At 59.6% G+C, this 17,308-nt stretch carries 13 protein-coding genes and 3 pseudogenes; 7 read left to right on the top strand and 9 right to left on the bottom strand.

Annotation, left to right across the window (positions count from 1 at the left end; genetic code table 11):
- Positions 1 to 990, top strand: coding sequence for an alpha/beta hydrolase (locus ACI5GA_RS20780; RefSeq protein WP_404639252.1), 990 nt, complete (start codon positions 1 to 3; stop codon positions 988 to 990).
- Positions 991 to 1,161: 171 nt separating this feature from the next.
- Here ACI5GA_RS20780 and ACI5GA_RS20775 read toward each other — a convergent pair whose 3' ends face one another.
- From ACI5GA_RS20775 to ACI5GA_RS20765, 3 genes are all read right to left on the bottom strand, one after another.
- Positions 1,162 to 1,752 carry an HAD family hydrolase gene (locus ACI5GA_RS20775; RefSeq protein WP_404639250.1) on the bottom strand — a complete coding sequence of 197 codons (591 nt, stop codon included), beginning with the start codon at positions 1,750 to 1,752 and terminating at the stop codon, positions 1,162 to 1,164.
- The gene (gene tesB, locus ACI5GA_RS20770) at positions 1,749 to 2,618 is read right to left on the bottom strand and encodes an acyl-CoA thioesterase II (protein WP_404639248.1); all 870 of its coding nucleotides are present in this window, start codon (positions 2,616 to 2,618) and stop codon (positions 1,749 to 1,751) included. The genes ACI5GA_RS20775 and tesB overlap by 4 nt, the downstream gene beginning before the upstream one ends.
- A gap of 115 nt (positions 2,619 to 2,733) precedes the next feature.
- Positions 2,734 to 3,297: a GNAT family N-acetyltransferase gene (locus ACI5GA_RS20765; protein WP_421424094.1), complete on the bottom strand. Its 564-nt coding sequence runs from the start codon at positions 3,295 to 3,297 to the stop codon at positions 2,734 to 2,736.
- 126 nt (positions 3,298 to 3,423) lie between these two features.
- On the opposite strand from ACI5GA_RS20765, the gene ACI5GA_RS20760 reads away from it, so the two are divergent.
- Together ACI5GA_RS20760 and ACI5GA_RS20755 are read left to right on the top strand one after the other, a co-directional pair.
- Positions 3,424 to 4,341 carry a histone deacetylase gene (locus ACI5GA_RS20760; protein ID WP_421424092.1) on the top strand — a complete coding sequence of 306 codons (918 nt, stop codon included), beginning with the start codon at positions 3,424 to 3,426 and terminating at the stop codon, positions 4,339 to 4,341.
- A 437-nt stretch (positions 4,342 to 4,778) separates the two neighbouring features.
- On the top strand, positions 4,779 to 6,017 hold the full coding sequence (locus tag ACI5GA_RS20755) for a TIGR03862 family flavoprotein (RefSeq protein ID WP_421424090.1): 1,239 nt from the start codon (positions 4,779 to 4,781) through the stop codon (positions 6,015 to 6,017).
- 6 nt (positions 6,018 to 6,023) lie between these two features.
- On the opposite strand, the gene ACI5GA_RS20750 is transcribed toward ACI5GA_RS20755, so the two are convergent.
- Positions 6,024 to 7,205 (bottom strand): acyltransferase family protein, encoded by a 1,182-nt coding sequence (locus ACI5GA_RS20750; RefSeq protein WP_404639240.1) that lies wholly within the window; start codon positions 7,203 to 7,205, stop codon positions 6,024 to 6,026.
- A gap of 374 nt (positions 7,206 to 7,579) precedes the next feature.
- Between ACI5GA_RS20750 and ACI5GA_RS20745 the strand changes: the two are divergent.
- Both ACI5GA_RS20745 and ACI5GA_RS20740 read left to right on the top strand, forming a co-directional pair.
- A pseudogene (locus ACI5GA_RS20745) lies at positions 7,580 to 8,674 on the top strand (methyl-accepting chemotaxis protein); the annotation flags it as partial.
- A 39-nt stretch (positions 8,675 to 8,713) separates the two neighbouring features.
- The gene (locus ACI5GA_RS20740) at positions 8,714 to 9,577 is read left to right on the top strand and encodes a methyl-accepting chemotaxis protein (protein ID WP_421425503.1); all 864 of its coding nucleotides are present in this window, start codon (positions 8,714 to 8,716) and stop codon (positions 9,575 to 9,577) included.
- 228 nt (positions 9,578 to 9,805) lie between these two features.
- Here the strand turns inward: ACI5GA_RS20740 and ACI5GA_RS20735 are convergent.
- Together ACI5GA_RS20735 and ACI5GA_RS20730 are read right to left on the bottom strand one after the other, a co-directional pair.
- Positions 9,806 to 10,240: pseudogene (locus ACI5GA_RS20735) on the bottom strand (methyl-accepting chemotaxis protein); the annotation flags it as partial.
- Between the two features lie 105 nt (positions 10,241 to 10,345).
- Positions 10,346 to 11,023: pseudogene (locus ACI5GA_RS20730) on the bottom strand (PAS domain-containing protein); the annotation flags it as partial.
- Between the two features lie 347 nt (positions 11,024 to 11,370).
- On the opposite strand from ACI5GA_RS20730, the gene ACI5GA_RS20725 reads away from it, so the two are divergent.
- Entirely contained in the window at positions 11,371 to 12,162 is a 792-nt protein-coding gene (locus tag ACI5GA_RS20725) for an extracellular solute-binding protein (protein ID WP_404639238.1), read from the top strand.
- A gap of 78 nt (positions 12,163 to 12,240) precedes the next feature.
- On the opposite strand, the gene ACI5GA_RS20720 is transcribed toward ACI5GA_RS20725, so the two are convergent.
- A complete protein-coding gene (locus ACI5GA_RS20720; protein WP_404639236.1) occupies positions 12,241 to 13,446 on the bottom strand; it encodes an MFS transporter in 1,206 nt (401 codons plus the stop codon).
- A gap of 273 nt (positions 13,447 to 13,719) precedes the next feature.
- Between ACI5GA_RS20720 and ACI5GA_RS20715 the strand changes: the two genes are divergently transcribed.
- Positions 13,720 to 14,733, top strand: coding sequence for a LacI family DNA-binding transcriptional regulator (locus ACI5GA_RS20715; protein ID WP_421424087.1), 1,014 nt, complete (start codon positions 13,720 to 13,722; stop codon positions 14,731 to 14,733).
- Positions 14,734 to 14,895: 162 nt separating this feature from the next.
- Here ACI5GA_RS20715 and ACI5GA_RS20710 read toward each other — a convergent pair whose 3' ends face one another.
- Both ACI5GA_RS20710 and ACI5GA_RS20705 read right to left on the bottom strand, forming a co-directional pair.
- Positions 14,896 to 15,633 (bottom strand): SDR family oxidoreductase, encoded by a 738-nt coding sequence (locus tag ACI5GA_RS20710; RefSeq protein ID WP_421424085.1) that lies wholly within the window; start codon positions 15,631 to 15,633, stop codon positions 14,896 to 14,898.
- Positions 15,634 to 15,635: 2 nt separating this feature from the next.
- Positions 15,636 to 17,168: an FGGY-family carbohydrate kinase gene (locus ACI5GA_RS20705; protein ID WP_421424083.1), complete on the bottom strand. Its 1,533-nt coding sequence runs from the start codon at positions 17,166 to 17,168 to the stop codon at positions 15,636 to 15,638.
- Positions 17,169 to 17,308: the final 140 nt, after the last annotated feature.

Here is a 17,308-nt window from a genome sequence, read left to right as displayed (position 1 = left end):
ATGATGAAACCGCTTTCGATCCTGTTGTTGGGCACCCTGATGAGCGTTACCGCTCATGCTGCGGATCAGGCGGTCAAATCCATCAGCCCGGACCGGCTGCTGATCAATGGAACCTCCCAGGCCACGCTGGGGCTGAGCCAGAGCTGGGTGCGCCCCAGCCCACAGATTCAGCGAGTGGTCATTGTGTTCCATGGCCGCCTGCGCAATGCCCAGACGTATCTGCGTAGCGTCGAGCGCGCCGCGAATCAGTCCAAGCAGCGCTCGAAAACGCTGCTGATCGCGCCACAGTTCCTCGATGAGAAAGACATCACCGCGCACCATTTGCCAGAAAACATTTTGCGCTGGCATCGCAACGACTGGATGGCAGGCGACAAGTCGCTAGGGGCCAAGCCGATCAGTTCGTTCGTGGTGATCGATCATATCCTCAAGCGCCTGAGCGACAGCAAACTGTTCCCGAACCTCAAGGAAATCGTGATCGCTGGCCACTCCGGCGGTGCGCAGGTGGTGCAGCGCTACGCCGTGATCGGCGGCAAGGAAGACGCGTTGTTGAAGAAAGAAGGCATCAAGCTGCGTTACGTGATCGCCAACCCGTCGTCCTACGCCTACTTCGACGCGACCCGGCCTTTGCCGGTGAGCGCAGCCACCTGCCCGGCGTTCGACACCTGGAAGTACGGCATGAACAAGTTGCCGCCTTACGCGGGCAAAGACACGGCTGCCGAACTGGAAGCGGCGTATGTGAAGCGTGACGTCACGTACCTGCTGGGTGATCAGGACACCGACCCGAACCACCCGGCGCTGGACAAGGATTGCGGTGCTGAAGCGCAAGGGCCGTTCCGTCTGGTGCGTGGCCACAATTACTTCGATTACCTGACCAAACGTCATCCAGAAGGGATCAATCAGCGTTTGATCGAGGTGAAAGGCGTGGGTCACAACGGCGATGCGATGTTTACCTCGCCCGAGGGGCAAGCGGCGTTGTTCAAGGGGAATTGAAAACGTCCATCACAGTGTCGCGCCGATCGGCATTTGTCGATCCGACGCGATCATTGTAGGAGCCGGCTTGCTGGCGAAAGCGGTGTGTCAGTCGACATTGATGTTTCTGGACTGACGCTTTCGCCAGCAAGCCGCCCCCCACAGATTGCGTATTCCAATCAATTTCGAGGGTTAATCGAGCATTTCGCGCAGCACTGCACAATCCCGCGCATGCCAATCCGTCAATTCCGGCCACGGATTTTCCGGCAAATTGACCAGCACGGTATGCGTCCCCGCCGCCCTGCCACACGCCAGGTCGAACTGATAATCCCCCACCATCACCATCTGCGATGGCTCGACGTTCCAGGCCTCGGCCAGTTTCAGCAGCCCGTCCGGGTCGGGCTTTGGCGACGCATCGTCTCGCCCCATCACGTCGTCCACATGAAAACAGTCAGCGATGCCGATGGCTTCGAGGGTTACGTGAGCCAGCTCGCGGGCGTTGCGGGTCAAAATGCCCAACCGGTAACCCCGCCCAGCCAATTCGCGCACCAAGTCAACAGCGCCCGGCGCAGGCTTCGACGCGATGGCCAGTTCGCGTTCGTGCTCCAGTAACCACGCATGCTTGGCGGCAGCGACGTCGTGGGGGAGCGCGGCGAGGTGGGTCAGTATGTCGTCTTCCAGAGGAATGCCCAGTGCCCGTTTGATCGCAGGAAAATCATGCACGGCAATGGTCAGGGTACCGTCCATGTCGAACACCCAATGCCGCAGTTGCGACAGACTCATGCCCAGTCCTTGCGATGGCGGATCAAGCCTTCCTGACTGACCGACGCAACCAGTTTGCCCGCGCGGTTATACACGCTGCCTCGCGAAAAACCACGAGAGTTGCCGGCCCACGGGCTGTCCATCGCGTAGAGCAACCAGTCGTCCGCACGCAGTTCGCCGTGGAACCACAGAGAGTGATCGAGGCTGGCGATCTGCATGTCCTTCTGCCAGACCGTCTTGCCGTGGGGCAGCAGCGAGGTGGTCAGCAGGTTGAAGTCCGAGGCGTAGGCGAGCATGTATTTGTGCAGCGCCGGGATGTCCGGCAGCGTGCCGTCGGCGCGAAACCACACGTATTTCACAGGATCCGTGGGCTTGGGGTTGTACGGGTCATTTTCGGTCACCGGGCGAAACTCGATGGGTTTCGGGCACAGCAACTTGTCTTTCATGTGCTCGGGGATCAGGTGCTCGCGCTGGCGCATCAATTCCAGTTCAGACGCCAGGTTTTCCGGACCAACCACTTGCGGCATCTGGCTCTGGTGTTCGAAGCCCTGTTCGTCGTACTGAAATGAAGCGCTGCACGTGAAAATCGGATTGCCTTTCTGGATGGCCGTCACACGACGGGTGCTGAAACTGCCGCCGTCACGCACCCGGTCGACCTGATAAACCACCGGCAAATGCGCATCGCCGGGGCGCAGAAAATAGCCATGCAACGAATGAACATGGCGTTCGTCTTCAACGGTCTTGCTCGCCGCCGAAAGCGACTGGCCCAGCACTTGCCCGCCAAACAACTGACGAAAGCCCAAGTCCTGGCTGCGTCCACGAAAGAGGTTTTCTTCGATGGGTTCCAGGCTCAACAGCGACACCAGATCATCCAGCACGTGGCTCATTCAGGGCTCCTCATACACAGTCATCACAGGCAAATCCGGCCACGGACGCCGAACGGCGGCGAACGTGGCGATTGGGCGAAATGATACAAGATGTTTGCCGCGTGATTCGCGTTCATCACAAGGTCGCGAGCCATTGCTGGCGATTGATGCGATACAGCACGTGGGGCTTGAGCGGATGGCCGTGGGGCAGATTGGGATGATCGAAATCGTCAGCGGGGTTGTTCTGCATGCCGATGGCCTGCATGACTTTCTGCGACGGCAGGTTGCTGACGGCCGTGAACGAGACGATTTCGTGCAGCTCGACATGCTCGAAGCCACAGCCCAGCACCGTCCACGCCGCTTCGCTGGCGTACCCCAGCCCCCAATGCTCGCGCGCCAGACGCCAGCCGATTTCCACCGCCGGGGTAAAGCCCGCCTCGAAGCCCACCACATTCAGGCCGGTGAAACCAACGAATTCGCCCGTGTCCTTACGCTCCAGAGCCCACAGGCCGAAGCCATATTCGGCGAAGTGCCCACGAATGCGCCCGATCATCTTCGCGCTTTCCAGACGCGTCAGCGGCTGCGGAAAGTAACGCATCACCTGTGGATCGGCGCACATCTGCGCGAAGGTTGGCAAATCATCATCTCGCCATTGACGCATCAGCAGCCGCGGGCTGTTGAGCTCAAGTATCGGCTCCATCGAACATCTCCCCTGCCCCACCGCTCAAATGACCTAGCCGCTTATCAACGTCCTGATCAGCCTTCCGGCTGTGCGCTGACAGCCATAACTGGCAAGATCCCCTTTCGAATTCGACGCGTACCCTCTATGTCACTGCCGCTTATCTACCACGAAGATTACAGCCCGGCGTTTCCGCCCGACCATCGCTTCCCGATGGACAAGTTTCGCTTGTTGCATGACCACCTTATCGACAGCGGCCTGACCACGGATGCTCAATTGTTCCGCCCAGAGGTTTGTCCTGATGACATTCTGGCCCTGGCCCATGACCCGGCGTACATTCGGCGCTACATGGACGGCGACCTGTCCCGCGAAGACCAGCGTCGGCTGGGTCTGCCCTGGAGCGAAGACCTGGCCCGGCGCACCGTTCGGGCGGTGGGCGGCTCGCTGCTGACGGCAGAAAAAGCGCTTCAGCACGGCCTGGCCTGTCATCTGGCGGGTGGCACGCACCATGCGCATTACGACTACCCCGCTGGATTTTGCATTTTCAACGACCTGGCCATCATCAGCCATTACCTGCTGCAAAGCGGCCGCGTGGACAGGGTGCTGATCTTCGACTGCGACGTGCATCAGGGCGATGGCACTGCGCGGATTCTGGAGCACACCGAAGACGCCATCACCGTCTCCCTGCATTGCGAAAAAAACTTCCCCGCACGCAAGGCCCAGAGCGACTGGGACATTCCGCTGCCTATGGGCATGGGGGACGAGGATTACCTGAAGGTAGTCGATGACACGCTCAATTACCTCCTGCCGCTGTATCGACCCGACCTGGTGTTGTATGACGCAGGCGTCGATGTGCATAAAGATGATGCGCTGGGGTATCTGAAGCTGACTGACGAAGGCGTGGCGCGACGGGATGAGGCCGTGATGCGCCATTGCCTGGGACGAGACATTCCGGTGATGGGCGTAATCGGCGGCGGGTACAGCAAGGATCGTGAAGCGCTGGCGCGGCGGCATGGGATCTTGCATCACAGTGCACACCGGGTTTGGGTGTCGGAGGGGTTGTGAGTTTTCTCTTTGGCCTCACACGACCTTGTGGGAGCCGCCTTGGTGGCGAACGCAGTGTGTCAGTCAACAAATTCGCCACTGATACACCGCCTTCGCCAGCAAGCCGGCTCCCACAAATTCAGCGTCGATAACGAGATTAGAGTTCGACGCGATCCCTGTGGGAGCCGCCTTGGTGCGGGTGGCGTTCGGACGAAGGTGTTTGACCAGGCAACATAGAATCTCCCACAAGTTTTGCGTGTAGAACACCATTGCTCACTTACCCACATCCGCTGTGGAGCGGCCTGTGGATAACCTGAGTGCAAGGCGTCAGACCCCATATTCCGCGCGGCTCGCGAAACGCTGTACGTTTTTTGCTCAATAGTTTTCCACAGCCCGCTCCTTTGTCACGGCGCTCGGGTAGAATGCGCGGCCTACTTCATCGATACGCAGTTTCCCCCATGACCTCAGCCACCTCCACTTCCCCTCAATCAGTCGCCATCATCGGAGGTGGCCCGGCGGGCTTGATGGCCGCTGAAGTGTTGAGCCAGGCGGGGTATCGCGTCGATCTCTACGACGGCATGCCATCGGTGGGGCGCAAGTTTCTGCTGGCGGGTGTGGGCGGCATGAACATCACCCACTCGGAGGCGTACCCGACGTTTCTGTCGCGCTATGCCGAGCGCGCGCCGATGATCGCCCCACTGCTGCGCAGTTTCGGCGCTGAAGCGTTGTGCGAGTGGATTCATGGCCTGGGCATTCAAACCTTCGTCGGTAGCTCGGGCCGAGTGTTTCCCACCGACATGAAGGCCGCGCCATTACTGCGCGCCTGGCTCAAGCGCCTGCGCGAGAGCGGCGTGGTTATCCACACCCGCCATCGCTGGCTGGGCTGGAACGCTGACAACAGCCTGCGTATCGCCAGCCCCGAGGGAGAATTGGCGATCCAACCTGCCGCGGCCCTGTTGGCATTGGGCGGGGCCAGTTGGGCGCGCCTGGGATCAGACGGCGCCTGGCTGCCGTTGCTGGAACAACGTGGAATCGACATCGCGCGATTGCAGGCCTCCAACTGCGGGTTCGAGGTGTCAGCCTGGAGTGAATTGCTACAAAGCAAATTCGCCGGAGCACCGCTGAAAAACGTCGCCATGGGTTTGCAAGGGCGGACGTTGCGCTTGGGCGAATGCGTGATCACTCAGACGGGCATCGAAGGCAGCCTGATTTACGCGCTGTCGGCGCAGATTCGCGAGGCGATCAATCAACGGGGTTCGGCCACTGTCGAAATCGATCTGTTGCCGGGCAAGCGCCTGATGGACGTGGAAAAGGCCGTCGCCAAACCCCGAGGCTCGCGTTCGATGGCCAAGCACTTGCACAGTCAGCTGGGCATTGACGGGGTCAAGGCTGCACTGCTGCGAGAACTGACTTCGGCCGAGACCTTCACCGACTCCAGCCTGCTGGCCAAGGCGATCAAGGGGTTGCCATTGACACTAGTCCGACCTCGCCCGCTGGACGAGGCGATCAGCACCGCAGGCGGCGTGCCGTTCGAAGCGCTGGACGAGCATCTGATGCTCAGGTCATTGCCCGGCGTGTTCTGCGCAGGCGAAATGCTCGACTGGGAAGCCCCGACCGGCGGCTACCTGCTGACGGCCTGTTTTGCCAGTGGCCGCGCAGCAGGGCTGGGGATGGTGAGGCGGTTGCGCCACGGGTAAGGCAACTCACGCAATGCGGTCAATCTGCGGCTTCAACGATTGCACCGCTTCCGGTTTATCCACCGCCGTTTTGACCTTCGCCGAACCACCCACCACCCGTTTGCCCAGTTCGTAGCCTTTCATTTCGATGTACTTGTGAGCGAACGCCGCGAGGATCACGCTCGCCACCGCCACGCAGACCACAAAGATATCGTTGGCCAGTACGGAGCCGGTGTCCATGAAGCGCTGGCCGTCGATCATCGGCGCCAACTCCAGCCCTGTCACTTTTTGCGCCACGATGAAGATCGTCGACAGACAAAAGATCAAGGCCGCATGGGTCATGTAGATCGAATACGACAGCTTGCCCAGCAAGACGAACAGCCACGTTTTGAGCAGCGACGACACCAGCCCGCCTTCAAACGCGAACAACAACACCAGCGCACAGAACGTCAGGCTGCCAATGGGCGAGCGGAAATCGAAGTCGTTCATCACGATCCAGTACGTCGCGTACATCATGGCGCATTCAAGCACGGTCACCAGCCAAGGTCTAATCGTCCATTTGTCGCGAATCAACAGGTAGACCAGGTAGGTGATGTTGCCTGCGAAAAAGCACGACAGTCCAAGCATCGCCCGTTCCACCAGCGGCTCGTTTTCCGAAAAGATCAGGATGAAGGCCACCAGAGAAATGGCCGCAAACATCAGAAAACGGTTTCTCATCGAGAGCATGCACAGCCCACCGAACAGCATGTAGATGTAAAACTCAATGCTGATGGTCCACGACGGGTAGTTGAACGACATGGTTTCGGTAAGCGGCGTCCAGGCCTGAACCAGAAACAGGTTCGGCAGAATTTCCTTGGGTGCGAACAGCCCGGTGAACGGCACGTTATTCAGGTAGAAGCCTTTCTTGTAGGCCATCCAGCGCACAGTTTCGAACAGGATGAACACTGCCAGCATGACCAGATGCAGGGGGTACAGGCGAAAGACCCGAGAGATGAAAAAGGACTTGAACGAGAGGCCGGGCTTCATGCCATAAGTGTGGGCGAGCACGAAACCGCTGAGGACGAAGAAGAAATTGAGCAAGACCTCGTCGCGTCGAAAGAATGGCTGGGTGATAAAGCTGTCGACGACATGCAGGTGGAAAAACACAACCAACAACGCGCAAATACCTCTGAAACTGTCGAGAGTGGTAAATCGCTGAACAGGTTTCATAACGCAACTTCCGTACTGGTTTATGAAATCGCCACCGGGCCGAAGCTGGAGCCAGTACACGGTATTGGGTTCGACCAGCCCTCGATAGTTGAAATATTTCATCCCGGATACATTCACGTGAGGGAAAGTTGACGCCATGGATCGACTTCGCTGACTTTACAGTCACGCCAAGACGTATCAGTCGCGAAACGCCAGAAAATTGTCTCTGATGCAGCCTCCCCGAGCACGCCTATCCCCTGACGCCGTGCAGGTCCCTTACCACCGCCCCCGCAGAAATCAGCGCATCTGTGACAGATTGAAACAAAGGGCCGTCCTTGTTATCGCTGACATTTCTTACAGATTTTTCAGCCGCTGCCGATGCAGTCGTATATTTGATGGTTTCGCTGGCCTTCCATAACAAAAACCCTCCAGCTGACGACTTCGAACAATGGACATTCTGGAGAATTGCGATGAAGAGCTGGTTTGCGAATATCAGCGTCAACATGAAACTGGCCCTCGGGTTCGGCGTTGTACTTGTCTTTACGGCCTTGCTTGCGCTCATTGGCTGGACCAGCCTGGGTAACATGACCTATCGCAGCGAACGCGTGGCCGATATCACCAGGCTGGGCCACAAGCTGACGGATCTGCGCGTGACCCGCTTGCAGTACATGATCAGCAACGGCGATGAAGCGGTTGCGCAAAACGTGCAGACGGCGCTGGATGCCTACAAGGCCCAGCAGCAGTACCTGCTAAGCACCTTCAGCAACCCGCTGAACGTGCCGCCGATCAAAGCCCTGGGCGAGCAGATCAGCGCTTATCAGACCTCGCTGAACAAAATGCGCGAGGGCTACAAAACCAGCGCCAAGGTCAGGGCCGACATGGGCGTCGATGCCGTGAAAGCCGCTGACCTGATCGCCGCGATCAACGACGACGTCATGAAGCTGGACCCCACTGACGAGCGCCGCTTCCAGCAATACCAGACCATCATCAAGGCCAAGGAAGACGTGATGCTGGTGCGCTATGAAGTGCGCGGCTACACCGGCAATGTCACGGCCAAGACAGAAGAGGCGGCCCAACGCCAACTGGCTGCGGCCATCAGCGGCCTGGATCAGCTCAACGCGACCTTCAGCGGCACTCAGGCGGACCGCCTCAAGCAACTGGAAGCGTCGTTGATCGGCTATCGCAACTCGGTGCAAGGCTTCAAAGTCGCCAACGACAACATCAACGCCGCCCGTGCCGAGATGACTGAAGAACAGGCGAACATTGTCAAGCTCAGCCAGCAACTGATCGATATCCAGAACTCGCTGGGCGAAGCAGATACCCGTCAGGCCCGCACACTGCAGATCGGCGGCACCCTGCTCGCTCTGATTCTGGGCGCGTTTGCAGCAGTGATCATTACTCGCCAGATCACCCGTCCGTTGCAGGAAACCCTGGCCGTGGTCGACCGTATCGCATCGGGCGATTTGACCCGCGACCTGGTCGTCACCCGCAAGGACGAGTTGGGCGTGCTGCAACAAGGCATCCAGCGCATGGGCGCGACCCTGCGCGACCTGATCGGAGGCATTCGCGACAGCGTCACTCAAATCGCCAGCGCCGCTGAAGAGCTGTCCGCCGTCACCGAACAGACCAGCGCAGGCGTGAACAGCCAGAAAGTCGAAACCGATCAGGTGGCCACCGCCATGCACGAAATGTCGGCCACGGTGCACGAAGTCGCGCGCAACGCCGAACAGGCTTCGGTGGCCGCGTCAGCCGCAGACATGGAAGCGCGTGATGGTGACAAAGTCGTGGGCGAAGCCATCGCGCAGATCGAGAAGCTGGCCAAGGAAGTGGTGCGCTCCACCGACGCCATGACCGTGCTGGAACAGGAAAGCGACAAGATCGGCAAAGTGATGGACGTGATCAAGGCCGTTGCCGAACAGACCAACCTGCTGGCCCTCAACGCCGCCATCGAAGCCGCCCGTGCTGGTGAGGCCGGACGTGGCTTTGCCGTGGTGGCCGACGAGGTTCGTGGCCTGGCTCAGCGCACTCAGCAATCGACCGAAGAAATCGAAGGCCTGGTCGCTGCCCTGCAAAACGGCACCCGCCAGGTGTCGGACATCATGCTCAGCAGCCGCAACCTGACCGACAGCAGCGTCGCACTGACCCGCAAGGCGGGCACTTCGCTGGAAAGCATTACCAACACGGTGTCCAACATTCAGGCGATGAACCAGCAGATCGCCGCCGCTGCCGAACAGCAAAGCTCGGTGGCCGATGAGATCAGCCGCAGTATCATCAACGTCCGCGACGTGTCCGAACAGACCGCCGCCGCCAGTGAAGAAACCGCTGCCTCCAGCGTCGAACTGGCCCGCCTGGGCAATCAGTTGCAGATGCTAGTCAGCCACTTCAAGGTCTGACACAAAAAAGCCGCGCCCGGAAATGCAGTCCGGGCGCGGCTTTTCCAATCGTTCCCTCGCTCCGCGTGGGAATGCAGCCCACGACGCTACGCGTCGCTATGAACTGCCTGCGGTGGCGTCTTTGAAACCGCCGCCAGCAAGCGGAGCGCCGCCCGGCCGGACTGCTACAAGGCCCGTGTTTGCTGCACACCCGTGTGGTGATGGCGACATCTCACTGACCGAGCCTCCTCAGCCCGACAACTGATTGGCAAACTGCCCCACTGCGCTGACCACTTTCTGCGCACCGTCCTGAATTTCGACGATCACCGCCCCCGCCTCGCCCGCCAGCGCAAGGCCCTGCTGCGCCTGTTGCTTACCGCTGATGATCACGTTCACCGCCTGTTCGGCCAATTGCTGGTTCTGCTGCACGACGCCAACGATTTCTTCGGTGGCTTTGCTGGTACGCGAGGCCAGTTGCCGGACTTCGTCGGCGACCACTGCAAAACCACGTCCCTGCTCACCCGCGCGAGCGGCTTCGATGGCGGCATTGAGGGCCAACAGGTTGGTCTGATCGGCAATGCTGCTGATGCTCTGGATGATCGATCCGATCAACTGCGATTGTTTATCCAGTGCGGCGATTCGCTCGGCAGCCTGTTCCATGTGTCCGGCCAGCTCGCGCATGACCTCGACCGTCTGCTGAACCACCGCAGTACCTTTCTGTGCGCTGCCATCAGTCTGTTGTGAGGTGCTGAACGCAATGTTCGCCGCTTCGGCTACCGCATTTTCGCGATTGACCTGATCAGTGATGACTGTCGCGAATTTCACGACTTTGTACAGGCGCTCATGGGCATCGGTGATCGGGTTATACGACGCCTCCAGCCAGACTTCACGGCCGTGGCTGTCGACGCGCTTGAAGCGACCTGTGACGAATTCGCCTCGACGCAGCGTGTCCCAGAACGCCTGATAGGCTGAAGAATTGTACTCGGCAGGATCACAGAACAGGCGGTGGTGCTGCCCTTGAATCTGCGCCAGCGAATAGCCCATGGCGCCGAGAAAGCGATCATTGGCGGTCAGCACTTCGCCGCTGAGGTTGAACTCGATCACGGCAGTGGAGCGCTGCAAGGCTTCGATCAGGTTTTCGTGTTCGCGGGAGTTTTCAATAGTGCGCGTCAGATCACTGGAATGAACAGTGAAGTACTTCACACGCCCTGTGCTGTCGCGCACTGGCTGCACGATCGAGCGCAGCCAGGCCTCTTGGCCGTTGCCGCGCCACAATCGCAAGGCACCGCTGAAATGCTCGCCACGGCTGATCGCGGACTTCATCCGCTGATGGAAATCCAGGTTTTTCACGTGCGCAGGCACCAGCTCCTCGATGGCGCGTCCCACAAGGTCGGCATTTCGGTAATGCATTTCCTTTTCGAAATTACCGTTGACCGACTCGATACGACCCTGCGGGTCCAAGCGCATGCACAGCATTTCGCTGTCCAGACTGCTCCTCACCTGCTCGACGGACGAAAGCTCTTCACGCAGGGCAGCCAACTCTTGTTTGAGACGTTTATTGAACATGAACGACGAACTTCCAGAGAGGTGAAGGGTATCGCCATGAACATCGGCCCGGCGGCGGCTTTCTTGAATGATGCGCAGCCCGGCTGTCGCTTTCGGACAGGCCTCATGGTAGGGACCCCGGCACGGTAAATATCGTCTGTGACTCAGCAATTGCAACAAAGGGATTTACACCCCCGACAATTGCCACATACTGCCCGCGCCTTTTTAATTTCGTCAGTGTCACTTTCAACAAAGCCAAGGTCATCTTCATGAAGAAAATTCTCCCCTATTTGCTGAGCGCCGCCGTCACCTTCATTCCAATGGCGTTCACCCAGGCCGCAACCCCTGCCGCTCCGGTGCAACTGATCGTACTGAGTTCCGGCGGCATCATGGGCGCATTCAAGGCCGTTACCCCGGATTACGAACAGCGTGTGGGCGTCAAACTGCAAGGCGAAGTCGCGCCGTCCATGGGGGCCACACCTCAGGCCATCCCCAATCGCCTGGCGCGCAAAGAGCCTGCCGATGTGGTGCTGATGGTCGGCGCGGCGTTGGACAAGCTGATCAAGGACGGCCAGGTCGATCCGAAAACCCGCGTCGATCTGGGCAAATCCTACATCGCCATGGCCGTCAAACACGGCGCACCGCACCCTGACATCAGCACAATGGAATCTTTCAAACAGACCCTGCTCGACGCCAAGAGCATCGCCTATTCCGACAGCGCCAGCGGCGTGTATCTGTCCCGCGTGCTGTTCAACCAGATGCACATCGCCGAGCGCATTCAGGGCAAGAGCCAGATGATTCCGGCCACACCAGTGGGTGAGGTGGTGGCTCGCGGGGACGCCGAAATCGGCTTCCAGCAGTTGAGCGAATTGAAGCCGGTGGACGGCATTGACATCATTGGCCTGATTCCTGATCAGGCGCAGCAAATGACCCTGTACTCGGCGGGCGTCGTCAGCAAAAGCAAACACCCGGAACAGGCAAAGCAGTTTCTGGAGTTTTTGAGTTCAGCGGCGGCAGCGCCCGCGATCAAGGCGAGTGGATTGGACCCGATTGCGAAGTAAATGAAGGCAAATATGATCTCAAAATCCGAGTGACGTCCCTGTGGGAGCGAACTCATTCGCTCCCACAGGGGATGTTCGTCACGCCTCGGACGACACCAGCGCCGCCTGACGAGCCTGCGCACGCTTCATGCTGACCATCGCCAGTAACGCGACCACCGCCACCAGCGAGGCGAAGAATTCACCGACATGGGGCAAACCGAACGCCCGCACGCTGAAACCGACCGCCACCACAGGCACCGAAATCGAGATGTACAACACCACGAAAAATGCCGAGGTCACGGCCGCTTTTTGATGCGGCGGGCTGCTCGCTGTGACCGCCCCCATCCCAGCGCGCAGGATCATGCCCTGCCCGATCCCCGCCAACAGCCCCGCACCCACCAACAGCAGCAATTGCGCCGTCGCGATGCTCAGGCACAGGCAGATCATTCCGGCGATCAGCCCCACACATCCCAGCGTCATGTGCGAACCTTTCGGCAACCATTGCAGCAACGCCTGGCCGATGATCGATGCCACGAAAAACAGCCCGATCACTGCGCCGATCAGCACCCCACCATGGACCTGCATGATGTGCATCATCACCGACGGCACCATGCTGGTGAACAGCCCGGCGACGCTGAATCCGGCCAGCCCGGCAATGGACGCCGAAATGAATACCCCGCGCACCGAGGCGGGCACGGACGGCTTCTGAATCGCCAGTTTGAGCTGCGGCGGGCGCTGCACCGTTTCCCGGATCACTGCCACACCCACCGCCGCCAGCAGCAACAGCGCCAGATGGACGTAGAAGATCAGGTGCAGCGGGTCTTGCAGATGTTGCGAGGTGAAACCGGCTAGCAACGGGCCGATGCCCAAACCGAGCATGTTGGCGGCGGTGGCCATCAGCGTGGCGTTTTTCCAGTTTTTGGGTGCCAGCTCGATAACAGCAACCGTGGCCGTGCCGGTCATGATTCCGGCAGAAAAACCTGAGAACAGCCGCCCGAGCAACAGGCCGCCAATCGAATCGGACAGCAGAAAAATAGCTGCACTGACCGCCCCCATGAACAGCCCCGCCAGCAGCATGGGCCGACGCCCGACCTGATCAGACCAACTGCCCACGGCCAGCAACGCTGCAATCACGCCCGCCGCGTAGATGGAGAAAATGATCGTCAGCCAGCTTGCGTCAAACCCCAGCCGTTGCTGGTAGATCGCGTACAGCGGCGTCGGCAGCGTGGTGCCGACCATAGCGATCAGCAACGCGGCAGCGGCGATGAAGAAGTCGCGTGAAGACGGTGAAGCAGGCGAGGTCATGAACCCTCCGGGCAGGATAAAAAAGGACACACATTATCGGCCAATTGAGTACAAGACGTCGGAAAACTTCCGTAGCGAATGGACAACATGATTTACGCAGGCGTTCGATAATCGCCATCGAGTGGCAAGTAACGCCACAGAATTCAGGGATGAAAACGTTAACATCCGACGTGTTTAGCGCATCGCTTTTGCCCCTCGTCGTGCTAGCCTTGTGCACTTCAGCGTTCATGCGGGGAATCCGCATGGTGTTTCGTTTCAAGGCGCCAGAAGTCCATGAGCAAAAAGACGCCCGTCACCATTTCCGATATCGCCCGCCGCGTGAACATGACCCCGGTCACCGTGTCCCGCGCGTTGAACAAGCCCGATCTGGTCAAGCCCGCCACCCTGGCGAAAATCCTGGAGGTGGCGCAGGAGCTGGATTACGTTCCCAACGCGTTCGCCCGTAGCCTCAAGCGCAGTGAAAGCCTGATCATCGGCGTGATCACCGCTTCGGTGGACAACCCCTTCTACAGCGAGATGATCAAGGCGATCTCCCGCGAGGCCAAGAAACACGGCTACACCATCATGCTGGTGGACACCGACGGCTCCGAGGAGCTGGAACGCAAGGCTGTCGATACGCTGCTCAGTTATCGCGTGGCAGGCATCGTGCTCTCGCCGGTCTCGGACGAGCCGGAATATCAACCCAATTACCTCAACCGCCTGAGCAACGGCGACGTGCCTGTAGTGCAACTGGACCGTGCGCTGCACGGCAGCCCGTTCAGCCATGTGGTGCTCGACAACTACCACAGCGGCCTCAAGGGTGCGCGCTACCTGCTGGCAGAAAACCCGGACATGCAACGCCTGCTGGTGCTGACCGGCCCTGCCCATTCACGCATTTCCGAAGAGCGTCTGAAGGGCGTCAAAGCCGCAGTGGCTGAAAGCGGCAAAGAGGTGCAACTGGACGTGTTTGCAGGGGATTACACCCTTGAGCCGTCCTATCAGAGCACGCTGGATTACCTGCGGGACCACCCTGTGCCGGATGCGATTTTCGGCTTCAACCAGTTGATTACCTTGGGCGCTATGCGCGCATTGCGCGATCGAGGTATCGCCCACGACAGCCTGCCGATCTGCGGCATTGACCGCCTGCCCTTCGCTGACATTTTTGGCATTCCCATCGCCTGTATCGCCCACGACGCGTCGCGGGCAGGGAGCAGCGCGGTGAAGCTGCTGCTGGAGCGGATTCAGGATCGGTATCTGCCGAAGGCGAAGGTGGTGATTGTGGGGGAGTTGGAGAATGGTACGAACTGATCAGCTTGATCACACTTGTGGGAGCCGGCGTGCTGGCGAATGCGGAGTACCATTACCTGAGATGTCGACTGACATGCCGAATTCGCCAGCAAGCCGGCTCCCACAGTAATACGTGTCGAGCCATGGATTTATGATCAGAGCCGATTCTGCGGTATCGGGTGACTAACGCGCGGTATACCCCCCATCAATCGGCAACGCTACGCCACTGATCATCGACGCGGCATCACTGAGCAAAAACAGGATCGGCGCCGCCACCTCCGCCGTCTCGGCAAAACGCCCCAACGGAATCGCCGCCAACGCCGGATCGCGCTTGCTCGGTTCGCTCCAGGCCATCTGCGCCATGGGCGTCAAGGTCACAGTCGGATTGACGCTGTTGACCCGAATCCCGAATTTGCCCCACTCGCCACACTGCACCCGAGTCATGGCATCCATAGCGCCTTTCGACGCGCAGTAACTCAGGTGATCGTCCAGCGCGACCAATGACGCCTGGCTCGACACGTTGACGATGCTGCCTTTCACGCCGTCTTTGATCATCGCTTTGGCCACACTCGCGGCCACCATCGCCGAGGCTCGCACGTTGACGGCCATGACCTGATCGAAGGCGTCGGCGCTGACGTCGGTGGCCGACTCAAGGATGGAAATACCGGCGCAGTTAACCAACCGGTGCATCGTCGGCAAATCAGCGAGCAATCCTTTCAATTGCGCCTGATCAGCAATGTTCACACGCAATACGCGGCAGCCCTGAGCCTCCAGTTTTTGCAGCGCGCAAGCGTCACGCCCCATGGCATACACCTCGGCGCCGCTGTTCAGTAACTGTTGAGTCACTTCCCAACCGATGCCGCTGCTGGCGCCGGTCACCAACACACGCTGGCCAGTGAAATCAAAACGGGCGGTGTTCACATTCAGGCTCCCTGCAAGCGATGCATGATCGGTTTAAGCGCCGGGTACAGCGCCACGTAATCGGCGAACAAGCGCGAGTACAACGCAACGTTTTCAGCCCGAGGCTCGGCGCGACGCTCCAGTTGCACCCAGCCTTTGTGCACTTGATCTTCGTCCACCAGACCCACCGCATGGGCCGCGAGCAAGGCCGCGCCGAGCGCCGCTTCAACCTCCTGAACGATGGTATAAACCGGAAACCGCGTGACGTCGGCGATGATCTGCATCCACAAATCCGAATGGCTCGCGCCGCCGACCACGATCAGACGCGGGTCCAGCGACTGCGCGCCTTTGGTGCCCGCTTCGATGTTGTGGCGCAAGGCGTAGGTGACGCCTTCCAGCACCGCGCGATAAAGATGCGTGCGGCTGTGATAGAGGTTCAGCCCAACGAAACTGCCGCTGGCTTTGGCGTCCCACACAGGGCTGCGCTCGCCCATCAGATAGGGTTGAAACAGCACCCCTTCGCTGCCTGCCGGGATCTTCGTTGCGGCGCGTTCGAGGATCGCGTGGCTGTCCTCGCCAGTCTCGCGACCTTGCTGTTCTTCTGCCTGACAGAACTGTTCGCGAAACCAACTGACGGACGCGCCTGCGGTGATCGCACCGCCAAAAATGTAGAGGTCTTTCGCGCCGTTGAAGACGTGGGGAAAGCTCACCAGTCCATGACGCGCATCGACCTGTTGATTGAGGTAACCCCAACACATGCTGGTGCCAATCATCGCCACGTGGTTACCCGCCTGGGTGACGCCTGCGGCGAAGGTGGCCATGGCCGCATCGACCCCGCCGCCGAGCAGAGGCGTCCCGGCGTTCAGGCCCAGACGCTCAGCCCACTCAGGCAGCAATCCTGCGACCACATCGCCAGAGTGCACCAGCCGTTCAGGCATCATCGATGCAGGAATGCCCAAGGCCTCCAGCATCTCGCTCGACCAACCTCGCGCCCCGATGTCGTAAATGCCGCCGATGTTGCCCGCCGAGCTGTGGTCCACTGCAACCTCGCCAGTGAGGCAGTAGTTGATGTAACTGTTGGGCGGTAGCAAGTAACGGGTGTCGACCCATATCTGTGGCTGTTTGTCCTTGAGCCAGAGCATCTTGGTGAAACCGTAATAGCTGTCCACCGAGTTGCCGGTGATCGCGTACAGGCGTTCGAGATCGACGTTCTGATTGACCCACGCGACTTGCTCTTCGGCGCGGCGGTCCATCCAGATCAGGCACGGATAAAGCGGTTTGATCTGCGCATCGACGGCAATGCCCGAGCCACCATACAAGCTGCTCACACAGAGCGACTTGACGCTGTCTTTCGGCACGTTGCTTTTGCGCATGCAGGCCGCCACACAGATTTCCACGGCATCGAGCCAGACCTGGGGCCATTGCTCGGCCCAGCGTGGTTTGGGCGTGTCGACTTTGTAGCCATGGCTGTGCTGCGCGACGATGCTGCCCGTGGCATCCACCAACAATGCCTTGGTGCTTTGGGTGCCGATGTCGACCCCGATGACGTATTCCATCTTCACGCACTCTCTTGTTATGGGATCAATCGCCAGATCGTTGTTGCCTGCAACGACGTCATCGCGGATGAATCCGCTCCCACAGGGATTTGCATTCCACCTGTGGGAGCGAATTCATTCGCGATGCGATGTACGACGCG

Source organism: Pseudomonas sp. Pseu.R1 (genome assembly GCF_045764065.1).
GTDB lineage: Bacteria > Pseudomonadota > Gammaproteobacteria > Pseudomonadales > Pseudomonadaceae > Aquipseudomonas.
Note: the sequence above shows the minus strand (reverse complement) of the source record. Positions and strands in the feature narration are given on the sequence as shown.